This is a genomic window from Microbacterium murale (assembly GCF_030815955.1).
GTDB lineage: Bacteria > Actinomycetota > Actinomycetes > Actinomycetales > Microbacteriaceae > Microbacterium > Microbacterium murale_A.
On record NZ_JAUSXK010000001.1, the window covers coordinates 377345 to 391437 of the forward strand.

General features: G+C 66.3%; 13 protein-coding genes and 1 tRNA gene. 5 read left to right on the top strand and 9 right to left on the bottom strand.

The genetic code is table 11. The features are described from left to right. Window positions 1-12: 12 nt before the first annotated feature. The 6 genes from QFZ46_RS01920 to QFZ46_RS01945 form a co-directional block, all read right to left on the bottom strand. The gene (locus QFZ46_RS01920; RefSeq protein WP_373457630.1) at window positions 13-1587 is read right to left on the bottom strand and encodes a flavodoxin reductase; all 1575 of its coding nucleotides are present in this window, start codon (window positions 1585-1587) and stop codon (window positions 13-15) included. A gap of 15 nt (window positions 1588-1602) precedes the next feature. Beyond that, the gene (locus QFZ46_RS01925) at window positions 1603-2472 is read right to left on the bottom strand and encodes an FAD:protein FMN transferase (protein ID WP_307357747.1); all 870 of its coding nucleotides are present in this window, start codon (window positions 2470-2472) and stop codon (window positions 1603-1605) included. Window positions 2473-2477: 5 nt separating this feature from the next. Beyond that, window positions 2478-2951 (bottom strand): FMN-binding protein, encoded by a 474-nt coding sequence (locus QFZ46_RS01930; protein ID WP_307357748.1) that lies wholly within the window; start codon window positions 2949-2951, stop codon window positions 2478-2480. 48 nt (window positions 2952-2999) lie between these two features. Further along, window positions 3000-4034 (bottom strand): ribose-phosphate diphosphokinase, encoded by a 1035-nt coding sequence (locus tag QFZ46_RS01935; protein ID WP_307357751.1) that lies wholly within the window; start codon window positions 4032-4034, stop codon window positions 3000-3002. A 7-nt stretch (window positions 4035-4041) separates the two neighbouring features. Next, on the bottom strand, window positions 4042-5472 hold the full coding sequence (gene glmU, locus QFZ46_RS01940) for a bifunctional UDP-N-acetylglucosamine diphosphorylase/glucosamine-1-phosphate N-acetyltransferase GlmU (RefSeq protein WP_307357753.1): 1431 nt from the start codon (window positions 5470-5472) through the stop codon (window positions 4042-4044). Window position 5473: 1 nt separating this feature from the next. Further along, window positions 5474-5545: transfer RNA gene (locus QFZ46_RS01945), tRNA-Gln, on the bottom strand. 90 nt (window positions 5546-5635) lie between these two features. Here QFZ46_RS01945 and QFZ46_RS01950 point away from each other — a divergent pair. Together QFZ46_RS01950 and QFZ46_RS01955 are read left to right on the top strand one after the other, a co-directional pair. After that, window positions 5636-6130, top strand: coding sequence for a MarR family winged helix-turn-helix transcriptional regulator (locus tag QFZ46_RS01950; protein WP_307357754.1), 495 nt, complete (start codon window positions 5636-5638; stop codon window positions 6128-6130). A 22-nt stretch (window positions 6131-6152) separates the two neighbouring features. Then, on the top strand, window positions 6153-7064 hold the full coding sequence (locus QFZ46_RS01955; RefSeq protein ID WP_307364464.1) for a pseudouridine synthase: 912 nt from the start codon (window positions 6153-6155) through the stop codon (window positions 7062-7064). Window positions 7065-7074: 10 nt separating this feature from the next. Here the strand turns inward: QFZ46_RS01955 and QFZ46_RS01960 are convergent, their stop codons facing one another. After that, window positions 7075-8880 (bottom strand): ABC-F family ATP-binding cassette domain-containing protein, encoded by a 1806-nt coding sequence (locus QFZ46_RS01960; protein ID WP_307357757.1) that lies wholly within the window; start codon window positions 8878-8880, stop codon window positions 7075-7077. 46 nt (window positions 8881-8926) lie between these two features. On the opposite strand from QFZ46_RS01960, the gene QFZ46_RS01965 reads away from it, so the two are divergent. Beyond that, window positions 8927-9418 carry a nucleoside deaminase gene (locus QFZ46_RS01965; protein ID WP_307357759.1) on the top strand — a complete coding sequence of 164 codons (492 nt, stop codon included), beginning with the start codon at window positions 8927-8929 and terminating at the stop codon, window positions 9416-9418. A 17-nt stretch (window positions 9419-9435) separates the two neighbouring features. Here QFZ46_RS01965 and QFZ46_RS01970 read toward each other — a convergent pair whose 3' ends face one another. Both QFZ46_RS01970 and QFZ46_RS01975 read right to left on the bottom strand, forming a co-directional pair. Continuing rightward, complete coding sequence (locus QFZ46_RS01970) at window positions 9436-10686, bottom strand: glycoside hydrolase 5 family protein (RefSeq protein ID WP_307357762.1); 1251 nt, start codon at window positions 10684-10686, stop codon at window positions 9436-9438. Beyond that, window positions 10679-11716 (bottom strand): LacI family DNA-binding transcriptional regulator, encoded by a 1038-nt coding sequence (locus QFZ46_RS01975; RefSeq protein WP_307357765.1) that lies wholly within the window; start codon window positions 11714-11716, stop codon window positions 10679-10681. The genes QFZ46_RS01970 and QFZ46_RS01975 overlap by 8 nt, the downstream gene beginning before the upstream one ends. A 142-nt stretch (window positions 11717-11858) precedes the next feature. On the opposite strand from QFZ46_RS01975, the gene QFZ46_RS01980 reads away from it, so the two are divergent. Then, window positions 11859-13142, top strand: a complete 1284-nt coding sequence (locus QFZ46_RS01980; protein ID WP_307357768.1) for an ABC transporter substrate-binding protein — start codon at window positions 11859-11861, stop codon at window positions 13140-13142. An 18-nt stretch (window positions 13143-13160) separates the two neighbouring features. Then, entirely contained in the window at window positions 13161-14090 is a 930-nt protein-coding gene (locus QFZ46_RS01985) for a carbohydrate ABC transporter permease (protein ID WP_307357770.1), read from the top strand. The last annotated feature ends 3 nt before the right edge of the window (window positions 14091-14093 follow it).

Sequence of the window (14093 nt, forward strand, 5' to 3'; positions counted from 1 at the left end):
GGACGGGCGTGCTCAGTACCCGGCGAAGGCGTCCGTCGTCAGTGAGTGCGCCTTCTGCAGTGCGGGCGCGAGGTCGGCGATGAGCCGCGGAGGCCCGGATATGAACGCATGGCGCGTGGAGATGTCTGCGACGATGCGCTCGAGTCCTTCGGCGCCCAGACGCACGCCCTGCGCCCACGTCCAGTGCTCCGGCAGGTCTGCCGGGGCGTCTCTGGTGAACACCACCGTGCGCACTCCGGTCTCGGCGAGCTCTGCACGGAACGCGAGCTCGGAGGCCTCAGCGGCAACATAGATCAGCACGACATCGCGCGTGCGCCCTTCGGCATGCAGCTGCCGAAGCTGCGAGACGAAGGGCGTGACGCCGATTCCCGCGGCGACCATGAGCACCGGCGCGTCTCCCCTCGGCATGACGAAGTCTCCCCACGTGCCGGTGACTGCGAGCGTGGCGCCGGGTTCCGCGGCCGCGAGCGCGCGCTTGTAGCTCGAGGGATGCTTCTGATCACCGTTCTTGTACGCGATGCGCAGTATCGGCAGGTCGGCCGGTGCCGAGACGATGCTGAACTCCCGTCGTGTTCCGCGCGCGTCTGGATGGTGGTGCGGCACGTCCAACTCGAGATACTGACCGGGCAGGAACTTCAACTTCCCTCTGGCGCGGAAGGTGAGCTCCTGCGCGGTCGGCGTGATGAACTCGCGCTTCTCGAGCGTCAGTCGCACGGATCCGCGCAATGCGAAGGCGAATGCCAGCAGATTGCCGATCAGCAGCGCCCGCTCCTGGCCGAGCGTGAACAGTCCGCCCACGAGGATCGGCCAGCCGGCGAGCACGCCGACGAGAGCGGCGACCCAGAACTGCTGCCAGCGCCGCGGCGGGAGTGTCAGCGGCTCCGACACCATGAACGCGCCCAGAAACAGGAATGGACTCTGCAGCACCGCGAACTGCAGGGCGGTCACAAGGTTGAATTCGATGTCGAACTGCTGAGCCTGCACGGCCTGACGCACGACTGCAGTGACGATCGCGATCAGCAGGAACACGAGCACGACGCGCACCTTCTCGGTGCGCCAGAGCACCGCGAGCCCCAGCACCGCCACAGGGATCGCCAACGCGCCGTTGCCGACCCACCACGATGCCGAGGTGCCGAGCCATTCGAACGCGCCGAAAGAGCCGATAATCGAGACCACTGCCGCGCCGAACGCTGCCGGGTTGAGGATGTGACGACCGCGCCATGCGATCAGGTACTTCGAGACACTGGCCAAGACACCCGCCAGCGCGAGGCCGATCAGCGCCGCCGGTTCCACGCCGGGCCGCATGACGAACAGCATGATCAGCGCGGTGACGAGCGACGACTCGATGCGCCACGGCAAGTGGAGCAGACGTTGCACGGCAGCATCGACCGCAGAGATCACGAGCGTGAGCACCACGAAAGATGCCAGCAGCTCGATCGGGGTCGGCGACACGATGACGCCGAACAGCGACAGCACCAGTGCGATCAGAGCGAGCGCCACGAGCGAGAACAACACGAGGCGGTACATCGACATGGCGCCGAGAACCGCCAGGACCCGCTGACGAACAGCCGTGAATGAGTACGTCACGAATACAACTCTTCCCTATCTGCGAACGCCGGGGGTTGTGAACAACTCGACCGGGCACTCGGCCGAACGCTCCGCCATGCCTGTCGTGCTCATCCGCACCCACTCGACGCCCCAGCGGGCAGCGAGCTCCGCGCCACCGCCGAAGAACAGCGCCGTCGCGGCGGCATCCGCATGCATCGCATCCGGAGCGATCGCCCAGGTCGCCGCCCACGTGCGCACCGGCGCTCCTGTGCGGGCGTCGAGCACATGATGCAACCCGTCGCCCCAGGCGCGCCTGTTGGTGGCGGAGGCGCACAGCGCCTGGTCTCGGATGCTCGCGACGCCGATCGCCTTCGTCCGATCGAACGGATGCTCGAGGCCGATGCGCACCTCATCGCCGCGCACAGCGATGTCACCGCCGCCATCCACGGTAACGCTGCCTGGAACGTCGCCGAGCTCCGCGAGCACGAGATCGACGAGGCGCCCCTTGCCGAGCGCGCCGACATCGATCTGTACCGGCGTCGCCACGGACAATCGCGCGCCGGACCAGGTGAGGATGCTGGTCCAGTCGGCGGGCGCCGGACGAGGCTCACCAGCGAGCAGAGACACCTCGGCGTCATAGCCGAGCGCGCTGAGGCTCTCACCCACCAGAGGATTCACCGCGCCGTCTGTGGCATCTGAGAGCTCGCGATACACCTCGAGCATCGCCGCGGCATCCGCGGGCGCGCCCACGTCACCACCGCTGTGAGCGAGCACGGTTACGAGCGAATCGTCGCGAAAACGCGACCACGTGCGATCGAAGGAACCGATCGCGGCGCTCACCCGTGCACGTTCGGGTTCGTCCAGCGGAGTCTCGGTTTCGATCTCCCAACGGGTGCCGATCGCGTCGAAGCCCCATACGGACATGGCGCTCAGGCCGCGGCCTGATCCTTGATCTCTTCGACGGCCGCGTTGAAGCCACCGCTCGTGAGCGACGATCCGGCGACGCGACTGACGTTCAGATCGTCGATGGCGACGCCGACGACCTCCGCCGCGATGCCGTCGATGAACTCCCCCTGGTACTGCTCGGTCTCGCGAGCCTGAGGGTCGCCGGTCACCTCGACGTCGGTGACGAAGCCGTCCTCGAGGGTGAGAGTGACCGAGATCTGCTCGACCGTCTCCGGGGTCTGGTAGGAACCGTCGGCCGAGTAGGTCCCGTCGGCGTATTCACCGGCATCCGACGAGCTCTGCGTGTCGGAGCCCGTTCCGGTATCGGTGTCCGCGCCGGTGTCCGGGGCATCCTCGGCGTCGGCGGCGCCGGAGCAGCCGGCCAGCACGAGGAGTCCGGCGACTCCGACGACAGCAGCGCTCTTACGAACGGAGGACGAAACGCTCATGCTCATCATGATCCTGAGATTAGGGCGATCTGCTATGGGCGGGCTGTGCCCGTGACGCTACGCGTCGCCGCCGAACATGCTGGTGACGGAGCCGTCCTCGAAGACCTCGTGGATGGCGCGCGCCAGCAGCGGCGCGATCGGCAGAATCGTCAGGCCGTCCCAGCGACGCGACTCGGTCAACGGGATCGTGTCGGTGACGACGACTTCGTCGATCGATGCATCCTGCAGCCGCTCGTTGGCCGGGTCGCTGAAGATCGCATGCGTGGCTGCGACGATGACCCGACGTGCGCCCGCTTCCTTCAGCGCCTGCGCGGCCTTGACGATCGTGCCACCGGTGTCGATCATGTCGTCCACGAGCAGACACGTGCGACCCTCGACCTCGCCGACGATCTCGTGCACCGAGACCTGGTTGGCCACCTTCGGGTCTCGGCGCTTGTGGATGATCGCGAGCGGTGCGTCGAGACTGTCCGACCATGTGTCGGCCACGCGGACTCGGCCCATGTCGGGCGAGACGATCGTGAGCGTCTCACGGTCCTCCGGCGTCAGGTTCTCGCGGAAGTACTCCAGCAGAACCGGCTTCGCGAACAGGTGATCGACCGGCCCGTCGAAGAAGCCCTGGATCTGCGCAGCGTGCAGGTCGACGCTCATGACCCGGTCGGCGCCCGCGGTCTTGAGAAGATCGGCGACCAGGCGTGCACTGATCGGCTCGCGGCCACGGCCCTTCTTGTCCTGGCGCGAATAGGGGTAGTAGGGCGCGACGACGGTGATCCGCTTGGCCGACGCGCGCTTGGCGGCATCGATCATGATCAGCGTCTCCATGAGCCATTCGTTGACCGGCTCACCGAAGGTCTGAATGAGGAACAGATCGCAACCGCGGATCGACACCTCGAAACGGGAGTAGATCTCGCCGGAGGCGAAGGTGCGATGCTCGGTCGGGGCGATCTCGGTGCCGAGGCCGGCCGCGACCGCGGCAGTCAGTGCGGGGTGGGAACGCCCACCCGCGATGACGAGTCGCTTCTTCGTCTTCGCCACGAGTCCGGGCGCAATGCCGTTGTCCCGATCCAGTTCAACGGTCTTCTTCTTGCGCGCCATGCTCCGCCTATTCCGCCGATTGTTCGCGAGCCGCGGCATCCGCCGCACCCGTGCCTGCTCTGTTCTTCTCGACCCAGCCCTCGATGTTGCGTTGCGGGGCCACGCTCATGGCCAGCGCTCCGGCGGGGACGTCCTTGCGGACGACGGCGCCTGCACCGGTCTTCGCACCTGCTCCCAGCTTAACGGGCGCGACGAGGACCGTGTGCGATCCGGTGTGCACCTCGTCGCCGATCTCCGTGCGGTGCTTGTTCACGTCGTCGTAGTTCGCAGTGATCGTGCTTGCACCGAGGTTGACGCCGCGACCGATGGTCGCATCGCCGACGTAGGAGAGGTGCGGCACCTTGCTTCCGTCGCCGATCTGGGCGTTCTTGGTCTCGACGTAAGCGCCGATCTTGCCCTTCGCACCGAGGGTCGTACCCGCACGGAGGTAGGAGAACGGACCGACCGTCGCGCCTTGGCCGATGACCGCTAGGGTGGCCTCCGAACGACGGATGACGGCGTCCGCTCCGACCTCGCAGTCGATGAGAGACGTGTCGGGCCCCACGACGGCGCCCGATTCGATGACCGTCGCGCCGACGATGTGAGTGTTCGGGAGGATGGTGACATCCGGTGCGAGCTTCGCATCGTCATCGATCCAGGTGGTCGTCGGGTCCACGATCGTGACGCCCTCGAGCTGCCAGCGGCGCACGATGCGGGCGTTCAGCAGCCGCCCCACCTCTGCCAGCTGCGCGCGATCGTTGACGCCGTACGTCACCGTGACGTCGGAGACGACGGATGCCGCGACCCGGCCGCCGTCGCGGCGAAGGAGCCCTGGCACATCGGTGAGATACATCTCGCCCTGCGCGTTGTCCACGCCGATGGCGGGGAGGTATTCGCGCAGCGTTGCGGCGCGGAACATGTACATTCCCGCGTTGATCTCGTTGACGGACGCCTCGTCGATCGTGGCGTCCTTCTGCTCGACGACGCGGTCGACGCCGCCGTCGGCGTCGCGGATCACGCGGCCGTAGCCGGTCGGATCGGCCACCACCGCCGTCATCAGCGTCGCGGCGGCGTCGGCCGCTCTGTGCGCGGCGATGAACGAGGTCAGGGTCTCAGCATCCGCCAGCGGGCAGTCGCCGGAGAGCACCAGCACGTCGCCGTCGAAACCGGCGGGAAGCGCATCGACCGCGACCTGGACTGCGCGGCCGGTTCCAGGGATCTCGTCCTGATCGACGAACGTCACCTGCGGATAGTCTGCAGTGAGCGCTGCCACCACCTGATCGCGCTCGTGGCGCACGACCACTTCGACATGCGCGGCGTCGAGCGCAGCCGCCGTCGTCAGCACATGCCCCACCAGAGGACGACCGCTGATCGGGTGCAGCACCTTCGGCAGTCGGGACTTCATCCGAGTGCCCTGACCTGCAGCGAGCACGATGATGGCGAGCTTGTTCTCCGTCATGCTCCGCCGCCAGGATTCGAACCTAGACCTAACAGCTCCAAAGGCTGTCGTGCTGCCATTACACCACGGCGGACCGCGACCGCGAGGTCACCAGACAAGTCTGCCATGCCGGATCGCCTGCCCTGCGCGTGTGAGTGCGATGCCCCTGCCCGATAATAGGAAGATGAGCGAGGCAGATGAGGTCGACCGGATCGTCGGCGCATGGAACACACAGCGCCCCGACCTCGATTTCTCTCCCCTCGAAGTGCTCTCCCGCATGGACCGGCTGTCCAAGCATCTTGACCGCGCACGTCGCGACGTCTTCCGACGCAGCGACATCGAGCCGTGGGAGTGGGACGTGCTCTCGGCGCTGCGGCGTGCCGGCGCGCCGTTCCAGCTCTCGCCGAAGCAGCTGTTGCAGCAGACGCTCGTCTCGAGCGGCACCATGACCAACCGGATCGATCGGCTGGTCGGGCGTCGTTTCGTCAGACGCGAGGCAGACCCGGGTGACGGTCGCAGCGTGCTCGTCACCTTGACCGAGGACGGTCAGATGCGCGTGGATGCCGCGATCACGCGCCTCGTCGACGTCGAAGCCGAACTGCTGCAGGCGCTCTCACGCGCCGACCGCGATCGGATGGCATCACTGCTCCGCAAACTCAGCCTGAGCTACGACGCCTGATGGAGACCCTCACCTGATGGCGATGCGCTCTCCGCTCCCGGTCCGCGACGGTGTCGGCGCGACGCGCCTGCATGTGCCGCTCACCGGTCCGTGGCCCACCGTGAGCGCATACATGGTGGAGCGCTTCTTCCACCTCGATCCGAACTGGCTGCTGACGCGTTTCGATGACGGCGAGATCGTCGCGTTCGATGGGACCGCAGTCACTCGCGACGCCCCGCTCGGCGCAGAGGAGTTCGTCTGGTACTACCGGGAGCCGCCGGCCGAGACGCACATCCCGTTCGAGATCGAGATCCTGCATCAGGACAGGGACCTCGTCGTGATCGACAAGCCGCACTTCCTGCCGTCGACGCCGGCAGGAAGATACGTGCAGAACTCCGCACTCGTGCGCCTGCGCCGCCTGCTGGACAATGCTGATCTCGCTCCAGTGCACCGTCTGGACCGTGCCACGGCCGGACTGCTCATGTTCTCCGCGCGCTCCGTGACGCGCGGCGCGTACCAGACGCTGTTCCAGCGCCGTCAGATCGAGAAGGTGTACGAGGCGGTGTCCGCGCGACCTGCCGGATGGACCGATGACCTGCCCAAGACGGTGCGGCTGCACATCGAGAAGCTGCGCAGTCAGGTGTGCGTCGACGTCGACCTCGATCGCGAGCCGAACTCCGAGACGCTCATCGAGTTGATCGGCGCCGACGAGCACGTGGTCCACACCCTGCTTCGCCCGCACACCGGCAAGATGCATCAGCTGCGAGTGCATCTCGCGAGCATCGGTCTCGGCATCCTGCACGACAATCTGTACCCGATCCTCACGGACGAGAAGCCCGACGATCACGAGAGGCCGCTGCAGCTTCTCGCGAGAGAACTGCGCTTCATCGACCCGCTCAGCGGCGAGGAGCGCGACTTCCGCACACGACGGACGCTGCGCTACGCGCCGCGCTGACTTCTGAGCGTCAGCCGACCTTGTCGCTGAGCTCGAGCCAGCGCATCTCGTTCTCCTCGACCTCGGACTCCAGCGTGCTGATGCGCTTCATCTTCTGAGCGAGACCCTCGTAGTCGGACTGATCGTGCTCCACCATCGCGTGCTTGGCGTTGTCGATCTGCTGCGTGAGCTTCTGGATCTTGCGCTCGAGCGCCGCGACCTCTTTCTGCGCTGCGCGCAGCGCCGCACCTTCGAGGCCGGAGGACGAAGACGATGCCTTCGCCGCGGATGGCGCACCGCTCTGCTCTGCCGCACGCAGCCGAAGGTACTCGTCCACTCCCCCTGGGAGGTGACGCAGGCGTCCTCCCATGACGGCGAACTGCTGATCGGTGACGCGCTCGAGGAAGTACCGGTCGTGGCTCACCACGAGAAGCGTGCCCGGCCATGAGTCCAGCAGGTCCTCGATCGCCGCGAGCATGTCGGTGTCCATGTCGTTGGTCGGCTCATCGAGGATCAGCACGTTCGGCTGCTCGAGCAGCACGAGCAGCAGCTGCAGCCGTCGCTGCTGACCTCCGGAGAGATCCTTCACCGGCGTCGAGAGCTGCGCCGACGAGAACCCGAGCCGCTCGAGGAGCTGGCCGGGTGTGAGCGACTGCGACTTGGACCCGCTGCCGAAGGTGTACTCCGTGCGCAGGCTCTCGATGACCTTGCGCACCGGATCGTTCCAGACCACGGCGAGTTCATCGATCCGCTGCGTGAGCGTCTTCACCTTGACGGTGGTGCCACGCTTCACCCGACCGCTGGTCGGCTCGATGGTGCCGGCGACGAGCCCGAGGAGCGTCGACTTGCCCGCACCGTTCACGCCGAGGATGCCGGTGCGCTCCCCCGGCGCGATGCGCCACTCCACGTCGCGCAGCACCTCACGGGGTGCACCGCTGTCCGATGCGGGGTACGTCACGCCGGCATCCAGCAGGTCGACGACGTCCTTGCCGAGTCGGGAGACGGCGAGTGACTGCAGCGAGACCTTGTCGCGGATCTCGGGTACGTCCTCGATCAGCTCGTTCGCCGCATCGATGCGGAACTTCGGCTTGCTGGTGCGTGCCGGAGCTCCTCGGCGCAGCCAAGCGAGCTCCTTGCGTGCGAGGTTCTGTCGCTTCGCCTCGGTCGCGGCCGACATGCGGTCGCGCTCCACACGCTGCAGGATGTACGCGGCGTAACCGCCCTCGAAGGGCTCGACGATACGATCGTGCACCTCCCACGTCTCGGTGCAGACTTCGTCGAGGAACCAGCGATCGTGAGTGACGACGAGGAACGCGCCGGAGTTCACCGCCCAGCGCTTCTTCAAGTGCCCTGCGAGCCACGTGATCGCTTCGACATCGAGGTGGTTGGTCGGCTCATCGAGCGCGACGATGTCCCAGTCCTGAACGAGCAGCGCGGCGAGCGCGACACGACGCCGCTGTCCGCCGCTGAGGCCGCGGACCGGGGCATCCCATGCCAGATCAGCCAGCAGGCCCTGTATGACGTCTCGCACACGTGCGTCGCCCGCCCACTCGTATTCCGGAGTGTCGCCGACCACCGACTGCGCGATCGTGAGGGAGTCATCGAGGGTGTCCGCCTGGTCCAGCACGCCGACGGTGGTACCGGCGCGCATCGTCACGCGCCCACCATCCGGTTCCTTGCGGCCGGCGAGCATCGCCAGCAGCGAAGACTTGCCGTCGCCGTTTCGACCGACGATGCCGATCCGATCCCCCTCCTCGATGCCGAGGGTGATGGAGTCGAAGACGACCTTGGTCGGGTATTCCAGGTGAAGGGCCTCGGCCCCGAGAAGATGTGCCATGTCACTCCAAGGCTACGGCAGTCGCCTGATTGCTAGCCTCGGTGGCATGACGACGTTCTACGAACCCACTGCCTCCGAGTTCGAACATCTTCGCCGTTGCGTCGATCTCGCCCGTGAGGCGCTCGACGACGGCGATGAGCCGTTCGGCTCGATCCTGGTCGACGCGCACGGAACGGTACGGTTCGAAGACCGCAACCGCGTCAAGCACGGGGATCAGACGCGGCATCCGGAGTTCGAGATCGCCCGCTGGTCGGCGACGAACCTCACCTCTGAAGAGCGCGCATCGAGCACTGTCTTCACCTCAGGCGAGCACTGCCCGATGTGCTCGGCGGCGCATGCATGGATGGGGCTCGGCCGCATCGTCTACGCGGCGAGCTCTGCGCAACTCGTGCAGTGGAGTGCAGAGCGAGGCGCAGGTCCCTCCCCTGTCGCCCCGCTGCCCATCGCGACCGTCGCTCCCGCCGTGCCCGTCGCGGGCCCCGTCTCCGCGTTCGCCGACGAACTCCGCGAACTTCATCTGCGCCGCGCGGGCGACTGATCGCGGGCCTCGCGTCGTCACACCGAGCGCATCAGATTCACCGAGGTGATTCCGAGATCTTCGAGTCGCCTGGCATCTGCCGCTGTGCGGGATGTGATGACCGTCACGGCCTCGCCCTGCTCGCGCAGCTCATGCCACCGTTCGAAGACCGCTCCGCCGGGGGCCAGATCTGCACGAGCGACAGGGAGATCGTCATCATCCACCTCGACGACGACGCCGATGCTCCGCGGCTCCGCGAGCGGGAGGTCACCGGCGCGAGCCCGTGCGATGAGGTCTGCGAACTCGCGTCCGAGCGGCTTCACACCGTTGTCGACGTCGAGAAGTCCGAGCGAGTACTCGAGTTCCTTGTAGTCTCCGAGCGTGCGGGAGACGTCGTGCGAGCACCACCACGTGATGCCGTACAAGCCCGGTGAGCTCAAGGCGGCCGTCACGGTGCGTGCGGCGAACTCCGGCATCTCCTCGTCGGCGAGATTGAGGGAAGGCGCGCCGACCTCCTGCAGCCACACCTGACGTCCTGAGTCCGTCGCGAACGCCTTGGAGAGCTCGATCATCCACTCGGCATGACGCACGGACTGCGGTGACAGTCCGCCATAGGCTGCCGCTGTCCCATTGAAGATCCAGGAGTGGACAGTGGTGATGTCGCCGAGGCGGGACGCATGAACCGGGAGGAAAGGATGCTCGTCGCGGTACCACAGATGATCGTTCTCGCTGTGAGTGATCAGATGACGCGGGTCCGGGTCCACGGGTGCGGACAGGAGCGACGAGAGCCAATGTCCGATCTGGTCGCTGTCGGCCGGCATCGCCGACGGGTTCGGGAGCTGGAACTGATTGAGCTCGTTCCCGAGCGTCAGGCCGATCAGATTCTCACGGTCCCTGACCGCGTCGTACACGGCCGAGACCAGTTGAGCCTGAGCGGCGATGGCCGCCTCATCGACGAACATGTTGCCGTCGTGCCAGTTGACCAGCCATGCGGGCACGAAATCGAATCCCGACATGTGGCCCTGGATGACGTCCACGGCGATGTCGAGATCGAACTCGGCTGCGATGTCAGCGACCAGTGCGATGTCCTGCAGCGCCTGCGTCCGGATCAGGGTTCGGTTGGGCTGGAGCACCGGCCACAACGGGAAGACTCTCACGTGGTCGATGCCGAGGCCCGCGAGCGCCTCGAAGTCGGCGCGCACGACATCCGGGTCGATCCCCATCCACTGGAACATCCAGTCCTTGGAGGGCGTGTAGTTCGCTCCGAATCGCGGAGTGCGGTCAGTCACTGGGAGTCTCATCCTTCTTGCTGGGCGGTGATGCGGTCGATTCACGAATGATGAGTCGACGGCCGGACACGGTCTGCGAAGAGACCTGTTCGCCGTCGACGAGCCTGCGCAGCATCTGCACTGCTGTGCGGGCGCTCTCCTCCACGGGGGCATCGAGCGCCGTCAGGCGCGGACGCACGAGCGTGGAGACCCAGGAGTCCTCCCAGGCGACGACAGAGAGCTGATCCGGCACGCGCACGCCGATCTCGGGCGCGTGCGCGACGATCTCTGCGGCCATCGCCTCGCTGTCCACGACGAGGGCGGTAGCAGCGCCAGCACGGCGGAGCAGGTCCGCGACGGGATCCGGGGACGTCGGATCCCAGCGCAGCACATCTGCCGCGATACCTCGTCGCAGCGCAGCCTCAGTGAAGCGACGGTCGCGATCGCGAGCGTGGACGAGGCCAGGTGAATCGCTCACGCGAGCGATCTGGAGATGTCCGAGGTCGCCGAGATGCGTGAGCACCTGGTCGTACGCCGTCTCATCGCTCACGGTGACCGCGGGCACGGCGTCTTCGATCGGTGCACCCAGCAGTACGGCGGGAGCGCCGAGCTCGCGCACATGCGCGATGCGCGGGTCCTCGTCACGGACATCGACGAGCAGGAAGGCGTCCACGCGCCGCTCGCTCCACCATTCTCGATAGACGCGCTGCTCGTCATCGGCGAGCACGAGGGTGAGCGAAAGAGACCAGTCGATCTCGGCCAACGGCTGCGTGAGCCCCGCGATCAGCCTCATGAAGAACGGATCACGCTCGAATCTGCCGCCTATTCGCGACACGACGAGTCCGAGGCTGTGCCCGCCCTGCCCTCCGACCTTGCGACTGGCATAGTTCGGGCGCCAGTTCAGTTGATCCGCCGCCTCACGGATGCGAGCAGCCGTCGCCTCAGAGACATTGGGGCGTCCGTTGAAGACATGCGAGACGGCGGAAGGGGACACGCCCGCTCGCGCGGCAACAGCGGCGATGGTGACTCGGGCTGGTCTGTTCTCGTTCATCTCATGAGAGAGATTAGGGGCTTGACCGCCGAATGTAAAGCGGTATACATTAGCCGCCAGTTGATGTGTACCGCTTTACACGAGTCCCGACACGGGCGGCCATCACCCCGTTCAGATGCACCGCAGCTCTCAGGAGGTCTCCTTGTCCCAAGGCATCAGCAGGCGCACGTTCCTCGGCGCGATAATCGGAACCGGCGTCGTGACGCCGCTGCTGGCGGGTTGCGGCCCTCTCATGTCCGCCTCGAGCGCACCGGGCGCGATATCCGTGCACACTCAGCTCAGCGGCGCGGTCTCGGGAGCACAGGTGTTCTCCGACGTCGTGGCCGCGTATCAGCGCGCGAACGACCAGACCGTCGCACTGCTCAAGAACGGATCCGATCTGCCGATCGTGTTCGAGACGAGCGCCCTGGCCGGCAAGGAAGCCGACATCGCGATGGTCAACCTGCAGGGACGCACCCTGTCGTGGACTCGCCTCGAGGCGACGATCCCCGTCGAAGACCTGCTCGATGAATGGGGGCTGCGGGACAAGATCATCCCGGAGGCCATCGAGGAGTGGACGGACGAGCATGGGCACCTGCGCGCATTCCCCTTCACTCGCACGAACTGGCCCGTCTCGTTCAACGTCGGACTGCTCGACGAAGCGGGCGTCCAGCTGCCGACCACGACCGATGAACTCATCGTGGTCGCGGACGCGCTGCGTTCCAAGGGAATCGGCCCGGTCACGGTCGGGGGCTCCGACTGGAGCGGGCAGAAGATGTTCCTGCAGATCCTTCAGGGCTTCCTCACCAAGGAGGAGGCCAGCCGAGCGTTCTCGACCGGCAAGCTCTCCGAGAGCCCAGGAGCGATCGCGGGCGTCGAGCATTTCGTCGAGCTTCGCGACGCCGGAGTCTTCGTCGACAACGTGCAGGGGTACACCTCGGACTCCGAACTCACCCAGTTCAACACCCGCAAAGCCGCCATCGTCCCTGCAATGTCGTCGGCACTCGCTCTCGTGCCGCTCGAGCGCGCGGCCGAGGTCGTCGTCGGCGGATGGCCCAAGCCGTCTCGAGGCGGTGTTCTCGCCCATCCGAGCGTGATCCAGAGCTACAACGGCCACGGGATCTGGATCAGCACGAACGGAGCGGAGAAGCTCGATCTGCTCAAACCTTTCATCCAGAACCTGTACAGCCCGGAAGTCACGAAGGAGTTCATCCTCGACTCCGGACGCGACATGAGCAGGATCACGGATGTCGTCAGCACCGATTTTCCCCTCGTCGCACAGGCCTCGCAGCTGACGACCGATCAGGTCACCCCTGTGATGCTCCCCGATCTGCTCATCCCCGACGCCGTGTTCGAACCGATGATCCGCGCCACAGCAATGGCGTACGGCACTGCCTCTGTCGATCAGATCATCGAAACGTTCGAGAAGGCCTACGACGCGGCCTGACGGCCCGGAAGGACAATGATGACCGCGCTCGCCCCATCTCCCATCGCACCCGCATCCCCTGAACCCCGGATGCCTGCGCCACGTCGCCGCTCCACACTGCGCGAGCGCTTCCCCGGCCTGGCTCTGCCGGCTCTGATCTGGTACGCCGTCTTCATGATCGGGCCTGTCGTCGCGATCTTCGTCATCGCGTTCCTCGACTGGCCAGGGATGCTCGAGACGCCGACCGGCGCCGGATGGGCGAACTTCTCCGCCGTGTTCGCCGACACCACGTTCTGGGCCGCTCTGGGCAACTCGGCGATCCAGATCGTCGTCGGGCTGCCGATCATGATCGTGCTGGCCTTCCTGCTCGCGTTCTACGTCGTGCAGAAGCCGCCGGGGCACCGCGTCCTGCGCTATCTGCTCTTCATCCCCGCACTCATCTCGGCCCCCGCCACGGCCATGGTGTTCTACGCCATGCTCAACCCGGACGGCCTTGTCAACGGCGTCATGCGACCCCTGGGGCTCGTGGGCAACGCCTGGCTGGCTGATCCGAGCACCGCTCTGGGTGCGATCATCGCCGTCGAGCTGTGGAGCGGAATCGGGTACTCGGCCGTCCTCATCGCGGCGCGGCTCGACGGAGTCGACTCCGAGATGATCCAGGCCGCACGCGTGGACGGTGCAGGAGACTGGCGCATCGCATGGCGGATGTACTGGCCGATCGCGCAGGACTTCATCGGCGTCGTCACGATGCTCCAGTTCCTGTCCCTGCTGTTCAACTCCGCACAGACCGTGCTGCTGTTGACACAGGGCGGACCGGGGAACTCCACGATGACGCTTTCCTACCTCATCTACCGCAAGGCCTTCGTCGAGACCGATCTCGGCTACAGCCAAGCGGTCGGCGTGATCCTTTTCATCATCGGGCTGGTCGGGATGGGGCTCATCCGCCGCTTCCTGCGCGCGACTCACTGACCT

Bases quoted from the DNA above. Each gene is read 5' to 3' on its own strand.
- QFZ46_RS01975 (WP_307357765.1), bottom strand. From the start codon at position 11,716: ATGAACGAGAACAGACCAGCCCGAGTCACCATCGCCGCTGTTGCCGCG.
- QFZ46_RS01925 (WP_307357747.1), bottom strand. From the start codon at position 2,472: ATGTCCGTATGGGGCTTCGACGCGATCGGCACCCGTTGGGAGATCGAA.
- QFZ46_RS01930 (WP_307357748.1), bottom strand. From the start codon at position 2,951: ATGATGAGCATGAGCGTTTCGTCCTCCGTTCGTAAGAGCGCTGCTGTC.
- QFZ46_RS01955 (WP_307364464.1), top strand. From the start codon at position 6,153: ATGCGCTCTCCGCTCCCGGTCCGCGACGGTGTCGGCGCGACGCGCCTG.
- QFZ46_RS01960 (WP_307357757.1), bottom strand. From the start codon at position 8,880: ATGGCACATCTTCTCGGGGCCGAGGCCCTTCACCTGGAATACCCGACC.
- QFZ46_RS01950 (WP_307357754.1), top strand. From the start codon at position 5,636: ATGAGCGAGGCAGATGAGGTCGACCGGATCGTCGGCGCATGGAACACA.
- glmU (WP_307357753.1), bottom strand. From the start codon at position 5,472: ATGACGGAGAACAAGCTCGCCATCATCGTGCTCGCTGCAGGTCAGGGC.
- QFZ46_RS01965 (WP_307357759.1), top strand. From the start codon at position 8,927: ATGACGACGTTCTACGAACCCACTGCCTCCGAGTTCGAACATCTTCGC.
- QFZ46_RS01985 (WP_307357770.1), top strand. From the start codon at position 13,161: ATGACCGCGCTCGCCCCATCTCCCATCGCACCCGCATCCCCTGAACCC.
- QFZ46_RS01935 (WP_307357751.1), bottom strand. From the start codon at position 4,034: ATGGCGCGCAAGAAGAAGACCGTTGAACTGGATCGGGACAACGGCATT.